Raw genomic sequence first — 20,743 nt, forward strand, 5'->3', positions numbered from 1 at the left:
TCGACCGAATTTTATGGCCCGTTGGTCAGATCAGGAAGAACGGCAGGCCATAGCGGACGAAACCCGTGATGCCGTTCTCGATACGATCTTCAACCAGTGGCGCGAGATCCGCACCTCCGGAGCGTCTGCCGAGGACGCCTTGGACGGCTTGACCGAGGGCCTGCTGGCAGCGGTCGCATCGCTCATAACCACAGTAACCGTGCCGGAGAGGCGCGAGGCAATGCCGCGATTAGCGGCAAACCGATTGATTCATCAATTCAAAATCACCCGCGAGAGGGGCTTGGATCCGCATGACTAAGATTGTTGCATACAAAGGCTTTGACGCCGAGCTGCGCTGCCGAGGATACCAGTTTGAGCTGAGTAAGAGCTTCCAGCATCAAGGCGGCGTTGTCGCTTGTGAAAGCGGCTTTCATGCCTGCGAATACCCTCTTGATGTCTTTGGATATCATCCTCCAGCGAGCAGCCGTTATGGAGAGGTCGAGCTTTCCGGCGACACTAGCAAGGAAGGTAAAGACACCAAAATCGCAGCAGCCGAAATCACCATCAAAGCCGAGTTGAAAATCCCGGAATTGATCGCAGCCGCAGTGCGCTACATCGTCGACCGGGCCAAACGCATTGATGGTCATCACGCATCTGGCGAACGCGAGCTAATAGAAGTTCAAGGCGACCGAGCGATTGCAACTGTATCAGGACACTGGAGCGCTGCCACCGCATCGGGAGACCGGAGCGCTGCCACCGCAACGGGACGCTGGAGCGCTGCCACTGCAACAGGATACTGGAGCGCTGCCACCGCATCGGGAGACCAGAGCGCTGCCACCGCATCGGGAGACTGGAGCGCTGCCACCGCAACAGGATACCAGAGCGCTGCCACCGCAACGGGAGACCGGAGCGCTGCCACCGCATCGGGAGACCGGAGCGCTGCCACTGCAACAGGATACCGGAGCGCTGCCACTGCAACAGGATACTGGAGCGCTGCCACCGCATCGGGACGCTGGAGCGCTGCCACCGCAACGGGGAGCTGGAGCGCTGCCACCGCATCGGGGATCCAGAGCGCTGCCACCGCATCGGGAGACTGGAGCGCTGCCACCGCATCGGGACGCTGGAGCGCTGCCACCGCAACGGGTTATCAGGGCAAGGTACGCGGCAAGGAAGGCTGTGCGCTGTTCCTCGTCGAACGTAACGACCAGATGGAAATCATCGCGGTATGGGCAGGCGTCGCCGGTCAGAACGATATTAAGCCAGATACGTTTTACATCCTCCAGAACGGCCAACCAGTCGAGACCGAGTAATGGCCCGATCTCGCAAAAAACCTCCAATGACTGCCGAGCGCGTAGAAAATGCGCTCGACATCCTCGCGCGGATCATGGCCGGGGCACCGAAGGGCGAAGCCGTCCTTATGGTCCCACTGTGGAAGCGCCTGGAATCCGAGCTGGAGAAATTGCGAGACGCTGAGGACGTAGTAGCCAAGGCAATCAACCGCTTACAGACCAGAACTCAAGTTTCTCCTTAATGGGATAGCAGCGATGACAGAGAAAAATTGGAAATGGTACGCAGGATCTAATGACGAATATTATGCCGTAGGGCCGTGCGACACGCGTGGGAACGCTATCGATGAGGCTCACGATAATTTCGGCGATGATGTCGGCATTCACGTTATCGAGGCTGTCAAGGGTGAGGTTCGCCTGAGAGACTACATCGGCGCGAACTGTGCAATCGAGGAAGCGGAGGAACGAGCGTATGATTTGCGCAACCCAGACAGCGACGACAACATTTTCGATGTATCAGCAGAGGAAGAAAAAGATCTCGTCGTAATGCTGAAAGCTGCCTGCGATGCATGGCAGATCAAGCATAACCTCCATTTTGAGCCGTGGTGTTTCACCAGCACACGAAACGCCGAGTATATCGCGCCGGAAGTCCAGCCATGACCGACGACAGCAAACACCTTTATGCACACTTTCGCGCAGAGATTCTCTGGATGATACAGCCGATACTGGCGAGCCAGCAAAACGATGAAAGCTATTTCGGGTGCAACCTCATCATTGAGCCGTGCGATCTGGGTGGATGTATCATCGTCGCCATATCGCGCACTGCAATGGCCGTTTTTCGTGATCCAAGCGGATACTGCACAACGGCAATGAGCGCACTTGTTCCAGAGGCCGCTTTTGAACACTGCAAGCCTCATGCCGCAATCCCGATGAGTTATTGCGGGCAGCAATACTCGCCCAGACTTCCAGAGTGGTCGCAAGCTGGCGATGTCGTCATGCACTCGGCAGGCATGTTTGTTGGCACAAAAATGCGCCATCCGGACTGGATGGCTGAGGACGATGAATTCTATCCTTGCCTATACCAAAGAACCGGGGCTGTCGGCTCGCTCGAAGTCGGCATTGACTACAAGGCAGAACCGGGCCGTAGCGTAAGCTGGCGTGCGCCGCTGACCCAAGCAATGGAATTGCCCGCTCGCGAAGAAGACATCATCGGCATTAATCCCGGAGTGATCGGGCTGTTTGAGCGCATGCACAACACGGTTACCGAGAACCGCCAGAACGGCATCCATTTCTACGCGCTGCAAACAACCAACAGCACAACCGGGCACGGACCTATAATCCTCCGGATGCATGACTACCCCGATTTCGTAGGCGTGATGATGCCAATGAGCCTTCCGAAAGACCCACAGCGCGATTTGCCAGAATGGCTGACGACGACATTCCCGGAAACGCAGGGAGGGGTACAATAATGGATCGCCCTATCCTTTTCAGCGCGCCGATGGTTCGCGCCAATCTTGACGAGCGCAAAACGCAGACACGCCGCGTGCTGGACGCATGGTGCGATGAACCGCCAGCGTTTGTCGAAAACGGAATTGTCAGCGCCTACGACGAGAATGATCATCCTTATCGCTGGCCAAAAACTAATGCTATTGGCGACCGCCTCTGGGTACGCGAGGCTTGGTGGATTGCGACACGTTACAGCTATGGGACGACGCCGGGTGGCGACGAAGTACCGCCTGCACCGCTCGCCTACCGCCATTCGGATCCGATCCATTACGCCGCAGACGGCAACCCGCCCAATTGCGCTAACAAGCATTATGGACCTAACGGCTTACGCCCCGGTTCCGGAGCATTTGCCGCCCCTGATCCCTATGCCGTCTGGATTAAAAAGCCGTCCATCCACATGCCGCGTTGGGCTTCGCGCCTGACCCTAATCGTCACCGACGTTCGGGTCCAACGCTTGCAATATATCAGCGAAGCTGACGCGGTTGCGGAAGGTGTTGAACCGCTACACGGCGGCTGGTTTCCCTACGGAATATCCACATCCATGACCACGATTCAAGATGGTCGGGAGGTTCCTGCTCAACATTGCACTTCTGCGCGCGATAGCTTCCGGATGCTCTGGGAGCACATAAACGGAAAGCGTTCATGGGACGCGAACCCGTGGATAATCGCTTATACCTACCACGCCATCAATCGCAATATCGATCAGATTGAGGTGCAGCCATGAGCGTCTATGTCGATGATATGGCCGCAGCGTTCGGCAACATGCTCATGTGCCATATGTGGGCTGACACGGATGAAGAGTTGCTCACGATGGCAGACAAGATCGGCGTGCAACGGAAATGGATACAAGGCCATCCAACACTTTCGTTCGGCAAACATCGGAACGCATCGTGGGTTCACTTTGACATAGCGAAATCCAAGCGCGCGCTAGCAATAAAGCTCGGAGCCCTCGAAACCGACCGCTTCGGGCCACTCGAATATACTGCGAAGCTCCTAATCGCGACCGGCGACCCAAAGCGAGTGGAGATCGGTAACAGGAAGTTGGCAATGGTTGCAGTGTGCCGGGAACGCCGTCAGAAAAATGGAGGGGCACTGTTATGAACAAGCCAAGTGATGTCGACATTCGCAACGCTATCGATTATGCGCTGCGCCGCTGCCCTATTGAAGATACAACCGAGGGCGATGAAGGTGACTTTGTGATGGAAATCACGGATCCAGCAACAGTAACACCGTTCGTCATGTGCCTACTGGAAGAGCTGGGCGTCATTTAAACGATAGTCGGACTAAACGGCAGGGCGATTTTCTTGAGCTCACTCTGCCGCCATTCTAACGATCCGCCCATGCCATACCGGGGACGCTCGATTGTGTGCCCCATCAACAACCGTCGCAGTTCATCATCCAGGTTCGCCTCTTTCATTCGATCCTCAAAAGAATGACGAAAGGAGTAGATCTTATGCTGAGGCGTCGGGAAGAGGCTATTTTCCTTAAAATATTTGTTTAGCGTAGCGGACAGATCATTCTCGCGGTTTCGGTAACGCGGGAATCCTTGCTTGTGCTTGCGGAACACAGCGAGTGCTACGCCGACCAACGGCACAATGCGCTCAGATGAAGTTGTTTTGATCTCGCGCGGATCATCAGGATCGTCACGCGGCTCGATGGCAATATGCGGCACCTTATGCGAAAGCCGGATCGATGACGCAGTCAGGTTTGCCAACTCACTTGGTCGCGCGCCTGTTTCGATTAGCGCCAGCACGATCCCCCGCGCTTCCTCATTCAAGGTCGCCAGATTTCCCGGTTTCATAATCGTTCCGGTAAGCCACTCACGAGGGAACGGCGGGCGGGAACGCTTTTTTCTTGTAGAGAAGTTGAGACGTGCGAACGGGTTCGCCCTGCCTTCCTCGCCGATATAGGTGAAATAGGCGTCGTAAAGCACCCGCATGTTGCCGATGTCGCGATTGCCAGACGAAGCCGAGTGAGTGGATTTCCCCTCTTTGGGCGCGATCCTGGACAACCAGTGACGATATAACTTCATAGCGTCATCACGCGTTATGTCGGTCATCGCCTTATCGCCCTCGACGAGAGCGATAAAATTGTTCACGGCCCGCAGCTTCACCTTTTTCCATTGCGCCTTTTGAACAGCACTCTTGTTCACCAACTCATCCGGCACGATCTCATCGCAATAGATCTCGAATGCATTGCTGACAGTCACATCAGGAACGGGAATACCACCGGCAACGCCTTGCGCCAGCTCTTGCGGCAACCGCTCACTGGCAACGCGTTCCAGGCGCGTGACGATTTCATCAAGTGATGATTGTGCGCTCATCGTTTGAGCAGATCGGTAGGTAAGTCCGAGAGCCTCGACGCGCTTCATCGACGCTTCATATCGAGAGCGAGCCGGATCACGGGGTTCATCGAGCACCATGGAGGCCCAAAGGATATTGTCCGCCTCTTCCATCAAATCCCGCTTGGCGCGGGCGAGAGCGAGATCATCTGTTTTCAGACTGACACGAATCGTTGGCGCACGCTCATCGCGGGGGGCGAGATTGTCCGGCACACGACGGCGGTAATAGTATTTTCCGGACCTCAGAAACAGGAACCTGTCGGCATCTCTTTTGGATGAATTACGCCCCATCAACCCACCATATCGCACCAAAAAAATGAGCTTAAAAACCCAGTTTGTAGCACAATATGTATCACAGTTTGGCGCAAAAATGTAAACCGCCAAATTGCACTTTGGCTGTTTTTCGTTTTATTTCAATTGGTTAGTGATTTGAAAGAGGGTAAATTGTGGTGCGGATAGAGGGACTCGAACCCCCACGGTCTCCCGCCAGAACCTAAATCTGGTGCGTCTACCAATTTCGCCATATCCGCTTCTGAACCGAAGCGCATTCTTTAGAACGCACCGAATTCGTCTCAGATCTTGAACTGCCCTCGAAAGCGCGCGTCTCTATATCATCCAATTTTCCCGGTTCAAAGGAAAAAAGCCGCCTTCCCGGCAGAGAATTACCACGCTCGCTCCGACTACCCTTCCCGTCTCTATATAGCGATCCTGCCGCATCAGCCAACCCCTTTGAAACAGTGCGTGATTGTAGGATCAATAAAGCGGCTCCTGATAGAGCTGCCGTCCGTCTTCCTGCAGCGCTTTGATGACGGGGCCTCCGTTCGGATCAACAGCGACCACGGCGGTGATCCGCCGCTCCCGCTGACTGTCTTCTATCGCGCGTCCCTGCCCCTCGGGCACATAATATCGCTCAATACCGAAATTGAGACGGATATTCGATTGCGGATCATCCGAGATGGAATAGACGGCTTCGCCGCGAATCTGCACCTCACCAGACGCAAGCTCCGAAAACGAGTGGAATGAGGCGCGAGAAAAGCGTGCTATTCCGTTCGAATCGGGTTTCACCGCCACATAAACAGTCCTCGAAGCGGCAGGACGCACGCCCTGAATGTCTTTTCGTGACAGGCTGGAAATCTCGTAACCCAGAACAACATAATCGCCGCGCATCAGGTCGCGCGGATCGAACGGTTCCGTCTGAAGCGTCACTTCCGTGCCTGAACGCAAGACAGAGGCGCGTTTTTCGATACCTGCATAAAGAATACCTGTTTGCAGCAATGCAGTGATGGTTGCCCCGACATAAAGCCATTTGAACCGAATGGTCATGGGTGAACCTCCACGCTGCTTTTCCGTCCGAAACGGTTCTCCATACGTCGCACAAAAGCAGCCAGCAGCAGCACGAGGATGCCCGCAGTCAGGAAGAATCCTGACGTTCCGATCATCGTACCGACCGTCTGAAAGGCCAGATAGAGGACTTCGATCGAGAAAGCGGCATAGGCTATCGAACGCAATCCGCCGTTGTTCCGACCACCAATCGCAATGGCTCCGACCGAAAGCGCCAATATGAAGATGCTATATACTATGTCCCGATCCAGACTTGCGGTAACGCCGGAATAGGAGAACATCTGGTTGAGCTGAAGTGTAACGAGTGACAGCAGCGCGAGAGCCAGGCCGTATGCCGCGAGCGGATGAGCGAAGCGGGTCAGTCTCTCCAGCGTCGCATGGGCAAAACCGTCAGCCAGTATCAGGCCGATTCCCGCAAGCAGCATAAGCACCAATACCGTATTGCTCTCATGCTCGGCATAGACGAGCAAAGCCCAGCCGATGGAGAACATGGCCCATAGATGAGCCGCATGCCGCGAGCGCGTGAAAAGGGCTGCCATAGCGCCAAAGAGCAGAAGCAGCGGGCCGACCCAGCGATAGGTCATATCATCGTAGGACGAGCCATCGAATACATAGGTCGAAAGATAGAAACAGGCGACGCCCGCACCGAAAGCCGCCAATACCGGCGCCCGCAAAAGAAAGGCTGAAATCAGGACGCCGACAGACCAGTAGATTGCGGCGGAATGGATCTCGCCGGACAAATGATACATTTGCCCCACGAGCGCCAGCCCTGCCCCGAACGATGCGGCCCCTACAATATAGAGTACAGCGGGGAACATCTTGTCACCACGAGACTGCCGCCAGGCGCCGCCAAGATAGCTCGCCCATATAAGAACGAATATGAGGCCGATACGCATAAGGCGCGGCATTTCCTGCCAGTTGGCAGCAACCAGCATGATAACGGCTGCACCAAGAAGCAACCCGCCAAGCGTGGCCAGAACGGAACCGAGGCTGAAGACCGAAGCACGTTTTTCAAGATCGGCATTCAGCTTCGATGCTGTTTCTACATCGATCAGACCGTCTCGCTGCCATCTCTCGATCAGGCGTTCAACAGAAATGGAAAGTGACAAATTAGCTCCTGGTCAGTCTGTCAGTTGTGCTGTCGCAACTGTAAGCGGTTGAGAACATATAGGAAACCACGCTGTCGGCAAAGGGTTGGATCAAATCGCTTTGCGGCAATTTTGTGCCCTGCCAGTCTAATCGATTTAACGTGTCGTGCAGAACCCGCAGAGCAGCTATGCAAACTCGGGTCTGCAACCTGCGAAAACAATAGCTTATATCATGGACAACAAACGAGATGAATTGAACAGAACTCCAGTTCCTCAACGATGAAGGAATAGCACGATGAACCTTATCCGCTCTTACAACAACTGGCGCCGTTACCGCGACACCGTCAATGAACTCAGCCAGCTCTCCACCCGTGAGCTGAATGATCTTGGCATCTCCCGCGCGGACATTCCGTTCGTGGCTCGCCAGACCAAGACCCGTTAAAGACCAGGGCTCGCTAATTTAACGAGCCTCGCAGTTTCTCCCGATAGGGGTTTCTCCAAGTCTGGATCCTCCTCCCACCAGACTTGGTTCATCGCAGAGCCATCCTCCTCCCAGGCTTTGCGATAACAAGGCCGGTTCTCCTCCTCCCGATACCGGTCTTACCATAATGGCATCCGTCGCTCCTCCTCCCGCGACGGATGCCATTTCTTTTTGCGGCACGATTCCCGTCCTTAGCGAGCCTTCTCCATTGAAGGCGTTCAACAAAGGCGATAAGGGAATGGCCCATGTCAAACACATCCGATCTTTCTCCCGTTCACGTCGTCGGCGGCGGCCTTGCCGGTTCTGAAGCTGCATGGCAGCTCGCGCAGGCTGGTGTGCCCGTCATATTGCACGAGATGCGCCCTGTGCGCGGCACCGATGCCCATAAGACGGAGAATCTGGCCGAACTTGTCTGCTCCAACTCTTTCCGCTCGGACGACGCCGAGACCAATGCCGTCGGCGTTCTTCATGCCGAGATGCGCCTTGCCGGTTCTCTCATCATGGCTTGCGCCGACGCCCATCAGGTTCCTGCTGGCGGCGCACTGGCTGTCGACCGCGAAGGCTTTTCACAGGCTGTGACCGCAAAGCTCGAAGCCCATCCGCTGATAACCATCGTTCGGGAAGAAGTCACCGGCCTGCCGCCGGAGGAATGGGGAACGAGCATCGTTGCCACCGGGCCTCTGACCGCGCCTTCACTGGCGGAGGCCATTCAAGCGCAAACCGGTGCAGATGCTCTGGCCTTCTTTGATGCCATCGCACCGATCATCCATTTTGATTCGATCAATATGGATGTTTGCTGGTTCCAGTCGCGCTATGACAAGGTTGGTCCGGGCGGCACTGGGAAAGACTATATCAACTGCCCTATGGACAAGGAGCAGTATGAAGCCTTTGTGGCCGCATTGGTCGAAGGCGACAAGACCGACTTCAAGGAATGGGAAGGCACACCCTATTTCGACGGCTGCCTGCCGATCGAGGTGATGGCCGAACGCGGACCGGAAACCTTGCGTCACGGACCGATGAAGCCGATGGGTCTCACCAATGCTCACAATCCGACCGTGAAGGCATATGCCGTTGTGCAGCTCCGTCAGGATAATGCTCTCGGCACGCTTTACAACATGGTTGGCTTCCAGACAAAGCTGAAATACGGCTCCCAGACCGGCATCTTCAAGATGATTCCAGGTCTGGAAAATGCGGAATTCGCCCGTCTCGGTGGCCTTCATCGCAATACCTATCTGAATTCGCCAGTGCTGCTTGATGCTACCCTTCGCTTGAAATCACGCGAAACATTGCGCTTTGCCGGTCAGGTGACAGGCTGTGAAGGCTATGTTGAATCGTCTGCAATCGGATTGCTGGCAGGTCGTTTCACCGCAGCAGAAAAGCTGGGGCAAACACTGACGCCACCTCCGGGAACAACCGCATTCGGCGCCCTGCTTGGCCATATTACGGGTGGACACATTGTTGCCGACGACGAGCCGGGCAAACGTTCGTTCCAGCCGATGAATGTGAATTTCGGTCTGTTCCCGCCCGTCGATGTTCCAAAGCCGGAAGGCAAGCGTCTGCGTGGCAAGGAAAAGACTGTTGCCAAGAAACAGGCGCTTTCCGCACGTGCTCTGGCTGATTGTCGTCAGTGGCTAGGGTTGGGGCTAGGACTAGCTGAGTGATATCGCTATAGGCTTCGTTCGATTGAATTGAAGCCCATCGGCTCTGGCTGCTCAGAAGTTGGCTCTGAACATGAGCCATTGCTTTCGGATGGCAGAAATGTCCGCCACCTTTTCCGCAACCTGCGCGCCCAGGCGCTCGATTGCTCGCAGATAGGCTGGAGCAAGCGCCAAAGGCAGAAACGCCGGAGCGAGGCTCTTCGGCAACTGCGACATGTTCTTCTCGAAAATCGCCAGATGTTCACGCGCGAAAGCCAGCATGATGCTGACGACGCGCTCAACAGCCGCCTTGTCTTCGCCAGCAATCAAGGTCTCGCGAGTCACGCCGACGGCCTGCAACATATCAGCGGGAACATAAAGCTGCCCGCGTCGCCGATGAATGGGCATAAGACGGAGTAAACCGGTCACTGCCTGCGCCACACCGGCATGACCGGTAATTTCTGTCTGTGCCTGAGCAGCATCTCTATCAAGTACAAAGCCAGCTAACTGGATGATAGCCGATGCGGTTTCACCGCAATAGCCCTCCAGATCATTGCGGCTGGGCATGGGATCGTCATAGAGATCGAAAATGCGCGCTTCGCAGTAATTATCGAAGGCGGCTCGCGGCAGCTCATATTTTTCAATGGTGCTGATCAGCGCTGCGGCAACGGGATGCGCTTCGGCACTGCCCCTCGCCTCGCCGTTAATGAGATCGCGCCACCATTGCAGCCGAACTTCTCCGGGTAGCGGTTCGTGAACCAGATCACGGATACGCGCAATCTCTGCATTGAATGCGTATAATGCAGCCAGACCGCCGCGACATTCTTCCGGTGCATAAAGCACTGAAAGATAGCGATCCCGGTCAGCTTCGCGAAGCAATGCCAGGCAATGTGCCTCATTCTCGTTCATAGTGTCAGTCTACAGCAATCAGAGCCGCCGCAACCGCGCGATCTTCGGCCAGAAGCACATTATACGTTCGGACGGCTGCACCCGTGCTCATGGGATCGGAAGAAATACGGTGTTCGCGCAGGATGGCGCGCACATCTTCAGGGATACGGCGCAAATCCATGCCTGTCCCCACCAGCAGAATTTCAATGTCAGATGCCTGCTCTAGGATCATTTCCAGATCAGCTTTGGCCAGGACTGGCGGTGTTGCGGGTTTCCAGCCGTGAATTCCAGAAGGTAGGCAAAGTATGGACCCGCGATGCGACATCTCGGCAAAGCGGAAGCCTCCATCGCCATAGGCATCGATAGGAGCACGGCCCGGAAAATGGGCCTCGCGTATCTCTATCCCTTTAGCCATTCTCAGCTTTCCAAATTCAGCGATTGCGCCAGTTCATCATCCATGGAATCGCCTGCTTGTTCTGATCCGCGCGGCTTGAGTCCGAACTGAACCAGCAATGGAGCGGCGATGAAGATCGACGAATAACTCGCAACGATAATACCGACGCTCAGCGCCAACGCGAAACTGCGGATATCTGCGCCCCCGAAAGCATAAAGCGGGATATGCGCGAGAAAGGTCACAAAGGACGTCAGCAAGGTACGCGACAGTGTCTGGTTGATAGACGCATCAATGATGGCTGGCAGCGGCGCGCTTTTGTAAACTCGAAGATTTTCGCGCACACGGTCGTAAATCACGACCGTGTCGTTGAGTGAATAGCCGATGATCGTCAGGATTGCCGCAACGCTCCACAGATTGAACTCCATGCGAAATACAATGAACATGCCCGCAAGGATGATAACGTCGTGCAAGGTCGAAAGCACCGCACCAAGCGCGAGCTGCCAGCGGAACCGGACCCATACGTAGACGAAGATACCAATCAGCGACAGAATGACTGCCAGAACACCGGCGCGCGAAAGCTGTTCCGAAACCGTCGGTCCAACCACTTCGACCCGCTGGAATGAGTAATCCTGCTCGAATTCACCGCGCAGCTTCACGGCGACGGTTTGTTCGGCATCGTCGCCGACTTCCTGACTGCCGATAATGACAAGAGCGGAGCGTGGTGACTTTGCCGGCAAAACACGCGCGCTATCGATATTGAGCTCGGCAAGCCGCTCGGTAATGTCTTCAAGATTGGCGTCGCCACTGCGGGCCTGCAATTCGACCATTGAGCCGCCACGGAAATCAATGCCGTAATTGAAGCCAATATTGACGAACAGTGCGACTACGATGGCGCAGGCCAGCACAGAGATGCCCAGTGTCACGAACTGCAGACGCATGAACGGGATGTGCGTCACAGTCGGAACCAGCTTCAAACGGCGCTTCGGCACTTCCTTTGGCTTCGCTGTGCGCACCCATTGCGCGATCACCAAGCGGGTGAAGGTGAGCGTCGTGAAGAGCGTCGTACCGATACCCACCGCCACCGTCAGCGCGAAGCCGTGAACCGTTCCCGAACCGAGCAGGAATAGAACGAGCGCTGCAATAAGTGTGGTGAGGTTCGCGTCGATAATGGTCGAGAGAGCGCGATAGAAGCCGGATTCCATAGCCTGAACCACGGAATAGCCTTTGCGACGATCTTCGCGCACACGTTCGTAAATCAGGATGTGAGCGTCAACTGCCAGACCTATGGTCAGCACCAGACCGGCAATACTGGCGAGACTGATCGAAGCGCCGATCAGCGACAGTATCGCCGTCAGGATGATGATATTGACGGCCAGTGCGATCATGGCGATCACACCGAGGATACCGTAGGACAAGACCATGAACAGGCCGACCAGCAGTGCAGCAAGCAGCGCTGCCAGTGCGGCGGCGCTGGCATAGTCTTCGCCCAATGCAGATGCGATCGTGCGCTCTTCCAGGACCGTAACATTCTGCGGCAGCGCGCCGGAACGCAGCACAACCGCCATATTGTTGGCCGCCTGAAGATCGAAGGCGCCTGAAATCTGCAGCTCATTCGTATCGAGCTTCTCATCGACGGCAGGTGCGGAAACGATCTGGTTATCGACGACGATAGCAAAGCTTCCACCGACCAGATGCGATGTTGCTTCGGCAAGGTTCTTGCGACCTGCATCGTCCAAAGTCAGCGTAATGACAGGTTCGGTATCATCGTCCGCAAGTGTCGCCTTGGCATCCGTCACATTGGTGCCAGTCAGGATCGGCTGCTTTTTGACGAGATAGCCAACGGGCGGATCGTCATAGGAATAGATGATTTCACTGTCTGCCGGTGGCGTGCCACGAATGGCATCATCCGGTGACATGGTGCCATCGACAGCACGGAAAGAGAAATCGCCGCGGACGCTCAGAATGTCTTTCAGAAGCTGCGCGTCATAAACACCGGGAACTTCGACCCGAATCTGATTGCGGTTTTCCTCTTCCACAACTGGCTTGCCATAACCAAGCTCTTCGAGACGCTGCCGCATGATATTGGCAGTGCGTTCGAGTTCCCCGCGTCCGGCATTCTGCACTTGCAGGACCAGTCGCGAGCCCCCGGAGAGATCAAGCCCAAGGGCGATCTGCTGCTTCGGCAGAAAATTTGGTAGCTTTGCCAGCGTTTCACGCGAGAAAAAGTTAGGGGATGCGATGACAAAACTCACGAGAACCGCAAGCCAGATCAGGGCAGATTTCCAGCGTGAAAAATAGAGCATAGAGCAGCAATTCCGTATCAGCTTGGATAGAGCATACCGGAGTTCACTTATTGCGAACCGCTCTCCGGCGTCGTAGCACGCAAAACTTATGTAGCGCTTACCGAATAATGCGCAGGCCCCGGTTATTGAAATCTTACCGGGACCTGAAGTGTCGTGAAAAGAATTACTTGTTCTTGTTGTCGGCGACAGGCTCGCCCTTGACGCGAACATCCATCAGCGTGCTGCGCATGACGCGGATGCGAACGCCTTCAGCGATTTCGACTTCAAGTTCGTTGTCATCAACAACCTTCTGAACCTTGCCAACAATGCCGCCGCCAGTGACGACGGTATCGCCGCGACGAACCTGTGTCAGCATTTCCTGGCGCTTCTTCATCTGAGTCCGCTGCGGGCGGATGATAAGGAAGTACATGATCACGAAAATCAGGATGAACGGCAGAATGCTCATCAGCATGTCTGGGCCAAAAGCGCCGCCGCCAGGTGCTTGAGCGAAAGCCGGTGTTACGAACATTAGGAACTCCTCTGAAGTCTCAAAGACAAATTATTAAGGGCATTACAATGGTTGGCGCGCCAAATGCAACCGGCGATGACGCCACCTGCGCCAAGGTCGCACACTTTTCGCCTCCGCTGTGACATGTTAAGCCGTTACCCCTATCATCAGGGGCATGAAATGACGACCGAAGACATACTCAGCCAGAAACTGGACCGTTTGATCGCCGCTCTGGAACGCATCGCGCCGCCGGAAGCTAAAACACCCGATCTTGATGCCACAGACTGTTTCGTCTGGGCTCCCGAACGCCTGACTCTAGATCCGGTCAGCCGCGTGAACCGCGTGGATATCGCACTGATCCGTGGCGTAGATTTGGTACGTGACCAGCTCGTGGACAATACCCGGCGTTTCGCAAAAGGATTTCCAGCAAACAATGTGCTGCTCTGGGGAGCGCGCGGCATGGGAAAATCCTCGCTCGTCAAGGCTACACAGGCAAGCGTGAACGCAGAAATGCCGGATCGCAACCCGCTCAAGCTGATCGAGATTCACCGAGAGGATATCGATAGTCTTCCGACATTGATGAATCTCATCAAGGATACGGACTATCGGTTCATTCTGTTCTGTGACGATCTTTCCTTCGATCACGACGATACGTCCTATAAATCGCTCAAGGCCGCACTTGAAGGCGGCGTTGAAGGCCGACCGGGCAATGTGATCTTCTATGCGACCTCGAACCGCCGCCATCTGATGCCGCGCGACATGATCGACAACGAGCGTTCGACAGCGATCAATCCCTCGGAAGCCATCGAGGAAAAAGTATCGCTTTCGGACCGTTTCGGCCTCTGGCTCGGTTTCCACAAATGCAGCCAGGACGATTATCTTGCCATGGTCGACGGCTACGCGGCCTATTTTAAGCTGGCTTACGATCCAGCTAAAATGCATGCGGAAGCATTGGAGTGGTCCACAACACGCGGAAACCGTTCAGGGCGCGTTGCATGGCAATATATCCAGGATCTCGCAGGTCGCCTCGGGATTGCAATGTAAAAAGACGAAAGCAACCATAAAAGGAAAGGCGGGCTTTGGGCCCGCCTTTTTTCTTTATCGGATCGCTTTTCGATCAGGATTCCAGATACTTGTTAGGATTGACCGGAGCCGAATTCTTGCGCACTTCGAAATGCAGCTTCGGAGATTTCGCGTTGCCGCTCATGCCTGATTTTGCAACTTCTTCGCCGCGACGAACCTTCTGTCCACGCTGAACCAGTATCTGGCTGTTGTGGCCGTAAACGGTGACGAGGCCATTGTCGTGGCGGATCAGAACCGTCTGGCCGAATTCCTTCAGACCATCACCGGCATAGATGACGACGCCATTTTCAGCAGCCTTAACCGATGTTCCTTCTGGAACCATAATGTCGATACCGTCGCTGACCGATGTACCTTCACGCTGGCCGAAGCTTGCGAGAATACGGCCACGCACCGGCCAACGCATCTGCGAAATGCCGGTTGAAGAAGGCGCAGCCGCCTGATCCTTTTCGGCATCTTCGATCACCTTGTTGCTCGCTTGCGGCGGCGTATAAGGCTTCACATCGGCATTGGCGGTCGGCGCAGCCGCTGCCTTGGCCGGGTTTTCCGGTGGCTGCGAAACCGCTGCAACCTGCGTTGCATTGCCTGCCGCGGCAGAAGGAATGACGAGCGCCTGTCCGACACGGATAGCACCATTCGACAGCCCGTTTGCCTTCTTCAACTGTTCGACAGGAACGTTATGCTTCTGCGCGATAGAGAACAGCGAATCGCCGCTCTTCACCGTGTATGTACCGTTCGGCGCTGGCGGCGTCGTTGCATTTGCGCCCGCAGCAGCCATATCGTTTGCCGAAGGCTTCTTGCCGTTGACGGCAGGTGCCTGCGGTACGACTGCGATATTGTTGTCCGTTGGTCGTGGCATGGTTGGGTTCGCCGGAAGCTGTCCGAGAACCTTTTCCTGCGCACCATTCACGGTGTTACGCGTAGATGTTGCCGCGCTGGCGACTTTGGTTTCAGCAGCGTTGACCGTGTTGTTCACACGGTTTGCTGCCATGTCCTGCACCTGCCCAACCTGATTCTGAATGGATGCCGCTGCGACCGGGGCCTGTACCGACTGCCGTGCTGCTGCGACAGGCGCTGCCATCGGCGCCGAAGTCACCGGCGGCAATGAATTGCGCTGAACGGAACCGCTTGAAGCGGGGGCTACGGGAGCCGCGGATGCATAAAGATCGCCTGTCGGCTGCTGTGCGACACGCTGACTGGACGTCGACCCCGTACTGATACCATCAGTGAAGCGCATCGTATCCGCACTGCACCCGGCACCAAAACCGGCAATCAGAACGATCGCGACATTCCGCAGGAGACGTTCAGACGTGTGCTGCAAAATTTGTAAACGCATGTTCAACTCGCCCATACTCGAAACTCAGTAAGGTGATTAAAACGCGTTAATGTTACTCTCTGGTTAAGAACGGCAAATCTTCGAAAAAAGATTCACCAATTAAATACCATAAGCGCACAAAGCAGCCAGTCCGCCCCCGCCGACTATGCTGGAGCGAGCCCGATAACCTTCATTTCGACGAATCGATACGCATGTCGGTCACAGAACGGACGAGACACCTTCGACAAATGGCTGATAGCGGACCGACATCACGTCCTCTTGCTCGAATCGGCTGCCAACCTTGGCTATGCGGGTCATGACCTGCTGGCCATCTCCTGGTCCGATTGGAGCTATCAGCACACCATGCGTTGCCAGAAGATCGACGAAATGCCGTGGCACGTCCTCGAATGCGAGCCAGATCAGAATACGGTCAAAGGGGCCGCCCGGCATTCCATGGCGACCATCGGCATGTTTGACCATGATGTTTTCGCGCTTCAGCGAAACGAATTGCTGGAGGGCGTGATCGCATAGCTTGCGATAGCGCTCGACGGTCGTGACACGTCCGACGAGCGAAGACATTACCGCCGCTGTAAATCCGGAGCCGGTTCCAATCTCTAGCACACGATGACCGGGCTCCAGCTTGAGTGCAGCGATGGCCCGAATCTGGTCGTCGATGCCTTCCATATACTCGCCGCAGTCAAGCGGCGCAGTCCGTGAACTATAGGCAAGATGCGACCATGATGATGCGAGGAAGCTCTGGCGTGGCGTCGCTTCAACGGCTGCAAAAAGACGCGGATCGTCAATTCCATATCCGCGCATTCGCATAACGAAGGATGCAAATCCTTCTCTGTCCGAAAGCCGTGGGCGCTCAGACGTCGCCTGCCTCATGCTTCAACCCCAAGTGCTACGCTCAGTTCCGCCCGAACCTTATGCGCGGTCAGATCGAGGTGCAATGGTGTCACTGAAATGCAATCGGAACGAATGGCCGCAATGTCACTGTCGTCTGCTACCGGAGCCTTGCCGCGTCCGAAATGAAGCCAGAAATACGGGAAGCCGCGTCCGTCGCGGCGCTCATCGAGGCGGGCGTCATGGCTGAGTTTACCCTGAGCCGTGACGCGTGTTCCCTTGACTTCATCCGCGCCGCAATTCGGGAAATTGAGGTTCAGCAGGACGCCTTCCGGCCATCCCGCATCCATCAGCTTGCGGATAAGATCAGGCGCATGCGTTTCCGCTGTTTCCCACGGCACGATGCGGCGGTCGCCTTCATAGTCATATTCCTGCGACAATGCGATGGATCGCACACCGAGCAGCGTGCCTTCCATAGCGCCGGCAACCGTCCCTGAATAGGTGACGTCATCGGCAATATTCGCGCCGGAGTTTACGCCGGACAGTATGAGATCGGGCGCGCCCGGCAAAACGTGGCGAACTCCCATAATGACGCAATCGGTCGGCGTACCGCGCAATGCGAAATGGCGATCATCGATCTGGCGAAGACGGAGCGGTTCCGACAGCGTCAGCGAATGCGCGAGGCCACTCTGATCGGTTTCCGGAGCGACGACCCAGACATCGTCGGAAAGCTTGCGTGCGATCCGCTCCAGAACTGCGAGGCCTTCAGCGTGGATACCATCATCGTTCGTCAGCAGAATTCGCACGTCATCACTCCTTCATTGTGGCTATCGGTAGTTTTGATTCACGCAGCTTTCTCAATCCGCGTGAGGCCGCCCATGTATGGCTGCAATGCTTCAGGAATATGAATGCTGCCATCCTCTTCCTGATAATTTTCCATGACGGCAATCAGGGCGCGACCGACCGCGACCCCCGAGCCGTTCAGCGTATGGACGAAACGGGTCGATTTCTCGCCTTCCGGACGATAACGGGCATTCATGCGACGGCCCTGGAAATCACCACAGACCGAGCAGCTTGAAATTTCGCGATAGGTGTTCTGGCCCGGCAGCCACACTTCAATATCGTAAGTCTTCTGCGCACCGAAACCCATATCGCCGGTGCAAAGCACGACCGTACGGAACGGCAGACCGAGGCGCTTCAGCACTTCTTCGGCACAGGCAGTCATGCGTTCATGCTCTTCGATCGAGCTGTCGGCATCGGTGATCGACACCATTTCCACTTTCAGGAACTGGTGCTGACGCAGCATCCCGCGTGTGTCGCGACCGGCAGAGCCTGCTTCCGAACGGAAACATGGGGTCAGTGCCGTATAGCGCTGGGGAAGCGATTTGGTATCGACGATTTCATCGGCAACCAGATTGGTCAGCGGAACTTCGGCGGTTGGAATCAGCCAGCGGCCGTCCGTGGTGCGGAAGAGGTCTTCCGAGAATTTCGGTAGCTGGCCGGTGCCGTAGACAGCTTCGTCGCGCACCATCAGCGGCGGCATCGTTTCGGTAAAACCGTGCTCCATGGTGTGGAGGTCGAGCATAAACTGACCGAGCGCCCGTTCCAGACGCGCAAGCGGTCCCTTCAAAACCGTAAAACGCGAACCCGCAAGCTTTGCGGCACGCTCGAAATCCATATAGCCGAGCGCTTCGCCCAGCTCGAAATGTTCCTTCGGCTGAAAGGAAAAATTGCGCTGGTTGCCGATGCGACGAACTTCTACATTGTCGCTTTCGTCCTTGCCGAGCGGTACGTCTTCCAGCGGAATATTGGGGATGGTCGACAGCGCGTCGTTCAGTTCCTTGGTCAGGCGACGTTCTTCGTCCTCGGCCCGCGCAAGAAAATCCTTCAACTCGGCAACTTCCGCCTTCAGCTTGTCCGCCGTCGCCGCATCCTTTGCAGCCATAGCCTTGCCGATTTCCTTCGAAGCGGCGTTGCGACGCTCCTGGGCAGCCTGAACCTTGCCGACATACTCGCGGCGTTTTTCATCCAGCGCCATCAATTCGGACGACAGCGACTGAGCCCCGCGCTTGGCGAGCGCTTTGTCGAGGGTTTCAGGGTTTTCGCGAATCCATTTGATGTCGAGCATGGGAAAAGCCGTTTCTTGAAATTGGACAGAAGCGAGGCCGCATAGGATTGCGACCTCATACAATCAGAGTGACAAATCAGGACGATGAAGCGTCGTTCTCGGCGTCAGCGGATTCCTGCGCCTCATCCCGTTTCTTCTCGATCATGCGAGCCACGATGATTGAAATCTCGTAGAGAAGGATCGTCGGCAAGGCAAGGCCGATCTGGCTCGCCGGGTCGGGCGGCGTCAGGACTGCCGCCACGATGAAGGCGATGACGATTGCATATTTGCGCTTGTCCTTCAGGCCAGCCGACGTCACCAGACCGACACGGGCCATCAGGCTCGTGACCACCGGTAGCTGGAAGACCAGACCAAAAGCAAAGATGAGCGTCATGATGAGGCTCAGATATTCCGACACCTTCGGCAGAAGCGATATCTGCACTTCGCCGCCGCCGCCGGTCTGCTGCATTGCGAGGAAAAACCACATCACCATCGGCGTGAAGAAGAAATAGACGAGCGCGCCCCCGGTCAAAAACAGGATCGGCGATGCGATCAGGAATGGCAGGAAGGCCATGCGCTCATGCTTGTAGAGGCCGGGTGCCACAAATTTGTAGATCTGCGCGGCAATGATCGGAAATGCCAGCACAATACCGCCGAACATTGCGACCTTCACCTGTGTGAAGAAGAATTCCTGCGGTGCCGTATAGATCAGTTCTGCTTTCGAACGATCCATGCCTGCCCAGTCGAGCGCCCATTGGTAGGGCACGACGAGCAGGTTGAAGAGCTGTTTGGCGAAAGCGAAACAGAAGATAAATGCCACGAAAAATGCCAGAATTGCCCAAATCAGGCGTCTGCGCAGTTCGATCAGGTGCTCAAGCAGAGGCGCTGCGCTCTGTTCGATTTCGTCCTCGTCGCGTTTCACGCTTTGGTTCCTGTCTTTTTCGTGGTCTTTTTGGCAGGTGCGGCAGCGGTTCTGGCCGTTTCGGCCTTTACCGTTTCCGATTTCGCTGCAACGGGCTTCTTGGGAGCAGGTTTTGCGACAGAAGCTGCCTTTGGCGCGGCCTTCGTTTTAGCTGCGGGGGCTTCGGTCGCTTTGCTCTGTGCCTTGGCTGCCGTCTTGCGCGCCGCCTTTTGGGGTGCTTCGGCTTTTTCCGCCAGCGGCTCCACAGCAGGCGGCACCAGTTTGCCACCAGCATCGACGGGTGTCGTCACTTCAGCGGCCTTTTCAGGAGTCGCCGGAGACATGGAAGACGTGGACTGAAGGCCAGAGCGTAAATCCTCGCCTGCGCTTCGAATCGGATCGAATACCTGCGTAATCTTTGAACGCGGGTCGAGCTTGCGGGTTTCATCAATGATATTCTTGACATCCTCAAGCTCTGCCTCTTTCAAGGCCTCGTCGAACTGCTGCTTGAACTCGTTGGCGGTAGCGCGCATACGCGCGGTTGCCTTGCCGAATGCCCTCAGCATTTTCGGCAAATCCTTGGGACCGACCACTACGATCATCACGATCGCAATAATCAGAAGTTCAGACCAACCGATATCGAACATATTCTTGATACCCCGCGCAATTCGCGCGCGCGTCCCGTCTTTCGGCGGAAAACCGCACTTGTAAATGGCAAAATATGCTGCGCGCGTTTCCGTGCACGCAGCATGCTTTATCCGTT

23 protein-coding genes and 1 tRNA gene are annotated in these 20,743 nt (G+C 55.8%); 10 read left to right on the forward strand and 14 right to left on the reverse strand.

Annotation, left to right across the window (positions count from 1 at the left end; translation table 11 throughout):
• The first annotated feature begins 13 nt into the window (after window positions 1–13).
• The 7 genes from FIB18_RS04355 (at window position 14) to FIB18_RS24780 (ending at window position 4,042) form a co-directional block, all read left to right on the forward strand.
• Entirely contained in the window at window positions 14–298 is a 285-nt protein-coding gene (locus FIB18_RS04355; protein WP_140019604.1) for a hypothetical protein, read from the forward strand.
• Window positions 291–1,289 (forward strand): DUF7666 domain-containing protein, encoded by a 999-nt coding sequence (locus FIB18_RS04360; protein ID WP_140019605.1) that lies wholly within the window; start codon window positions 291–293, stop codon window positions 1,287–1,289. Before FIB18_RS04355 ends, FIB18_RS04360 begins: the two co-directional genes overlap by 8 nt.
• Window positions 1,290–1,523: 234 nt before the next feature.
• The gene (locus FIB18_RS04370; RefSeq protein WP_140019607.1) at window positions 1,524–1,925 is read left to right on the forward strand and encodes a hypothetical protein; all 402 of its coding nucleotides are present in this window, start codon (window positions 1,524–1,526) and stop codon (window positions 1,923–1,925) included.
• Window positions 1,922–2,734 (forward strand): hypothetical protein, encoded by an 813-nt coding sequence (locus FIB18_RS04375; RefSeq protein ID WP_140019608.1) that lies wholly within the window; start codon window positions 1,922–1,924, stop codon window positions 2,732–2,734. The genes FIB18_RS04370 and FIB18_RS04375 overlap by 4 nt, the downstream gene beginning before the upstream one ends.
• Window positions 2,734–3,495 carry a hypothetical protein gene (locus FIB18_RS04380; RefSeq protein WP_236013101.1) on the forward strand — a complete coding sequence of 254 codons (762 nt, stop codon included), beginning with the start codon at window positions 2,734–2,736 and terminating at the stop codon, window positions 3,493–3,495. The genes FIB18_RS04375 and FIB18_RS04380 overlap by 1 nt, the downstream gene beginning before the upstream one ends.
• Complete coding sequence (locus FIB18_RS04385) at window positions 3,492–3,872, forward strand: DUF4031 domain-containing protein (protein WP_140019610.1); 381 nt, start codon at window positions 3,492–3,494, stop codon at window positions 3,870–3,872. Before FIB18_RS04380 ends, FIB18_RS04385 begins: the two co-directional genes overlap by 4 nt.
• A complete protein-coding gene (locus FIB18_RS24780) occupies window positions 3,869–4,042 on the forward strand; it encodes a hypothetical protein (protein ID WP_158295695.1) in 174 nt (57 codons plus the stop codon). Before FIB18_RS04385 ends, FIB18_RS24780 begins: the two co-directional genes overlap by 4 nt.
• Here FIB18_RS24780 and FIB18_RS04390 read toward each other — a convergent pair.
• The 4 genes from FIB18_RS04390 to FIB18_RS04410 all read right to left on the reverse strand — a co-directional run bounded on the left by FIB18_RS04390 (window position 4,039) and on the right by FIB18_RS04410 (window position 7,562).
• Window positions 4,039–5,403 carry a DUF6538 domain-containing protein gene (locus tag FIB18_RS04390; RefSeq protein ID WP_140019936.1) on the reverse strand — a complete coding sequence of 455 codons (1,365 nt, stop codon included), beginning with the start codon at window positions 5,401–5,403 and terminating at the stop codon, window positions 4,039–4,041. The genes FIB18_RS24780 and FIB18_RS04390 overlap by 4 nt on opposite strands.
• A 156-nt stretch (window positions 5,404–5,559) precedes the next feature.
• Window positions 5,560–5,642, reverse strand: a tRNA-Leu gene (locus FIB18_RS04395).
• A gap of 223 nt (window positions 5,643–5,865) precedes the next feature.
• A complete protein-coding gene (locus FIB18_RS04405; protein WP_140019612.1) occupies window positions 5,866–6,435 on the reverse strand; it encodes a GDYXXLXY domain-containing protein in 570 nt (189 codons plus the stop codon).
• Window positions 6,432–7,562 (reverse strand): DUF2157 domain-containing protein, encoded by a 1,131-nt coding sequence (locus tag FIB18_RS04410; protein ID WP_140019613.1) that lies wholly within the window; start codon window positions 7,560–7,562, stop codon window positions 6,432–6,434. Before FIB18_RS04410 ends, FIB18_RS04405 begins: the two co-directional genes overlap by 4 nt.
• Window positions 7,563–7,836: 274 nt before the next feature.
• On the opposite strand from FIB18_RS04410, the gene FIB18_RS04415 reads away from it, so the two are divergent.
• Both FIB18_RS04415 and trmFO read left to right on the forward strand, forming a co-directional pair.
• Window positions 7,837–7,983: a DUF1127 domain-containing protein gene (locus FIB18_RS04415; RefSeq protein WP_104757279.1), complete on the forward strand. Its 147-nt coding sequence runs from the start codon at window positions 7,837–7,839 to the stop codon at window positions 7,981–7,983.
• Window positions 7,984–8,267: 284 nt separating this feature from the next.
• Complete coding sequence (trmFO, locus tag FIB18_RS04425) at window positions 8,268–9,683, forward strand: methylenetetrahydrofolate--tRNA-(uracil(54)-C(5))-methyltransferase (FADH(2)-oxidizing) TrmFO (protein WP_140019614.1); 1,416 nt, start codon at window positions 8,268–8,270, stop codon at window positions 9,681–9,683.
• Window positions 9,684–9,734: 51 nt separating this feature from the next.
• Here trmFO and FIB18_RS04430 read toward each other — a convergent pair whose 3' ends face one another.
• The 4 genes from FIB18_RS04430 to yajC all read right to left on the reverse strand — a co-directional run bounded on the left by FIB18_RS04430 (window position 9,735) and on the right by yajC (window position 13,752).
• Window positions 9,735–10,568 carry a phytoene/squalene synthase family protein gene (locus FIB18_RS04430; protein WP_140019615.1) on the reverse strand — a complete coding sequence of 278 codons (834 nt, stop codon included), beginning with the start codon at window positions 10,566–10,568 and terminating at the stop codon, window positions 9,735–9,737.
• Between the two features lie 4 nt (window positions 10,569–10,572).
• Entirely contained in the window at window positions 10,573–10,962 is a 390-nt protein-coding gene (locus FIB18_RS04435; protein WP_105541709.1) for an Mth938-like domain-containing protein, read from the reverse strand.
• A gap of 2 nt (window positions 10,963–10,964) precedes the next feature.
• A complete protein-coding gene (gene secDF / locus FIB18_RS04440; protein WP_235894832.1) occupies window positions 10,965–13,244 on the reverse strand; it encodes a protein translocase subunit SecDF in 2,280 nt (759 codons plus the stop codon).
• Window positions 13,245–13,407: 163 nt separating this feature from the next.
• Window positions 13,408–13,752: a preprotein translocase subunit YajC gene (gene yajC, locus FIB18_RS04445; protein ID WP_105541707.1), complete on the reverse strand. Its 345-nt coding sequence runs from the start codon at window positions 13,750–13,752 to the stop codon at window positions 13,408–13,410.
• A 159-nt stretch (window positions 13,753–13,911) separates the two neighbouring features.
• Here yajC and FIB18_RS04450 point away from each other — a divergent pair, with 159 nt between their 5' ends.
• Window positions 13,912–14,775, forward strand: a complete 864-nt coding sequence (locus tag FIB18_RS04450; protein WP_140019616.1) for an ATP-binding protein — start codon at window positions 13,912–13,914, stop codon at window positions 14,773–14,775.
• Between the two features lie 73 nt (window positions 14,776–14,848).
• Here FIB18_RS04450 and FIB18_RS04455 read toward each other — a convergent pair whose 3' ends face one another.
• The 6 genes from FIB18_RS04455 to tatB form a co-directional block, all read right to left on the reverse strand.
• Window positions 14,849–16,162, reverse strand: a complete 1,314-nt coding sequence (locus tag FIB18_RS04455; RefSeq protein ID WP_140019617.1) for a M23 family metallopeptidase — start codon at window positions 16,160–16,162, stop codon at window positions 14,849–14,851.
• A 183-nt stretch (window positions 16,163–16,345) separates the two neighbouring features.
• Window positions 16,346–17,014, reverse strand: a complete 669-nt coding sequence (locus tag FIB18_RS04460) for a protein-L-isoaspartate(D-aspartate) O-methyltransferase (RefSeq protein ID WP_140019618.1) — start codon at window positions 17,012–17,014, stop codon at window positions 16,346–16,348.
• Complete coding sequence (gene surE / locus FIB18_RS04465) at window positions 17,011–17,778, reverse strand: 5'/3'-nucleotidase SurE (protein WP_140019619.1); 768 nt, start codon at window positions 17,776–17,778, stop codon at window positions 17,011–17,013. The genes FIB18_RS04460 and surE overlap by 4 nt, the downstream gene beginning before the upstream one ends.
• A 38-nt stretch (window positions 17,779–17,816) precedes the next feature.
• Window positions 17,817–19,100 (reverse strand): serine--tRNA ligase, encoded by a 1,284-nt coding sequence (gene serS / locus FIB18_RS04470; protein WP_140019620.1) that lies wholly within the window; start codon window positions 19,098–19,100, stop codon window positions 17,817–17,819.
• A 76-nt stretch (window positions 19,101–19,176) separates the two neighbouring features.
• Complete coding sequence (gene tatC, locus FIB18_RS04475) at window positions 19,177–20,001, reverse strand: twin-arginine translocase subunit TatC (RefSeq protein ID WP_140019621.1); 825 nt, start codon at window positions 19,999–20,001, stop codon at window positions 19,177–19,179.
• Complete coding sequence (tatB, locus tag FIB18_RS04480; protein ID WP_140019622.1) at window positions 19,998–20,627, reverse strand: Sec-independent protein translocase protein TatB; 630 nt, start codon at window positions 20,625–20,627, stop codon at window positions 19,998–20,000. Before tatB ends, tatC begins: the two co-directional genes overlap by 4 nt.
• Window positions 20,628–20,743: the final 116 nt, after the last annotated feature.

Source organism: Brucella pecoris, from assembly GCF_006376675.1.
Classification (GTDB): domain Bacteria; phylum Pseudomonadota; class Alphaproteobacteria; order Rhizobiales; family Rhizobiaceae; genus Brucella; species Brucella pecoris.

What these genes read in the sequence shown, in the direction of transcription:
- FIB18_RS04355 (WP_140019604.1), top strand. Translation starts at nt 14, where the DNA reads ATGGCCCGTTGGTCAGATCAGGAAGAACGGCAGGCCATAGCGGACGAA.
- FIB18_RS04360 (WP_140019605.1), top strand. Translation starts at nt 291, where the DNA reads ATGACTAAGATTGTTGCATACAAAGGCTTTGACGCCGAGCTGCGCTGC.
- FIB18_RS04370 (WP_140019607.1), top strand. Translation starts at nt 1,524, where the DNA reads ATGACAGAGAAAAATTGGAAATGGTACGCAGGATCTAATGACGAATAT.
- FIB18_RS04375 (WP_140019608.1), top strand. Translation starts at nt 1,922, where the DNA reads ATGACCGACGACAGCAAACACCTTTATGCACACTTTCGCGCAGAGATT.
- FIB18_RS04380 (WP_236013101.1), top strand. Translation starts at nt 2,734, where the DNA reads ATGGATCGCCCTATCCTTTTCAGCGCGCCGATGGTTCGCGCCAATCTT.
- FIB18_RS04385 (WP_140019610.1), top strand. Translation starts at nt 3,492, where the DNA reads ATGAGCGTCTATGTCGATGATATGGCCGCAGCGTTCGGCAACATGCTC.
- FIB18_RS24780 (WP_158295695.1), top strand. Translation starts at nt 3,869, where the DNA reads ATGAACAAGCCAAGTGATGTCGACATTCGCAACGCTATCGATTATGCG.
- FIB18_RS04390 (WP_140019936.1), bottom strand. Translation starts at nt 5,403, where the DNA reads ATGGGGCGTAATTCATCCAAAAGAGATGCCGACAGGTTCCTGTTTCTG.
- FIB18_RS04405 (WP_140019612.1), bottom strand. Translation starts at nt 6,435, where the DNA reads ATGACCATTCGGTTCAAATGGCTTTATGTCGGGGCAACCATCACTGCA.
- FIB18_RS04415 (WP_104757279.1), top strand. Translation starts at nt 7,837, where the DNA reads ATGAACCTTATCCGCTCTTACAACAACTGGCGCCGTTACCGCGACACC.
- trmFO (WP_140019614.1), top strand. Translation starts at nt 8,268, where the DNA reads ATGTCAAACACATCCGATCTTTCTCCCGTTCACGTCGTCGGCGGCGGC.
- FIB18_RS04430 (WP_140019615.1), bottom strand. Translation starts at nt 10,568, where the DNA reads ATGAACGAGAATGAGGCACATTGCCTGGCATTGCTTCGCGAAGCTGAC.
- FIB18_RS04435 (WP_105541709.1), bottom strand. Translation starts at nt 10,962, where the DNA reads ATGGCTAAAGGGATAGAGATACGCGAGGCCCATTTTCCGGGCCGTGCT.
- secDF (WP_235894832.1), bottom strand. Translation starts at nt 13,244, where the DNA reads ATGCTCTATTTTTCACGCTGGAAATCTGCCCTGATCTGGCTTGCGGTT.
- yajC (WP_105541707.1), bottom strand. Translation starts at nt 13,752, where the DNA reads ATGTTCGTAACACCGGCTTTCGCTCAAGCACCTGGCGGCGGCGCTTTT.
- FIB18_RS04450 (WP_140019616.1), top strand. Translation starts at nt 13,912, where the DNA reads ATGACGACCGAAGACATACTCAGCCAGAAACTGGACCGTTTGATCGCC.
- FIB18_RS04455 (WP_140019617.1), bottom strand. Translation starts at nt 16,162, where the DNA reads ATGGGCGAGTTGAACATGCGTTTACAAATTTTGCAGCACACGTCTGAA.
- FIB18_RS04460 (WP_140019618.1), bottom strand. Translation starts at nt 17,014, where the DNA reads ATGAGGCAGGCGACGTCTGAGCGCCCACGGCTTTCGGACAGAGAAGGA.
- serS (WP_140019620.1), bottom strand. Translation starts at nt 19,100, where the DNA reads ATGCTCGACATCAAATGGATTCGCGAAAACCCTGAAACCCTCGACAAA.
- tatB (WP_140019622.1), bottom strand. Translation starts at nt 20,627, where the DNA reads ATGTTCGATATCGGTTGGTCTGAACTTCTGATTATTGCGATCGTGATG.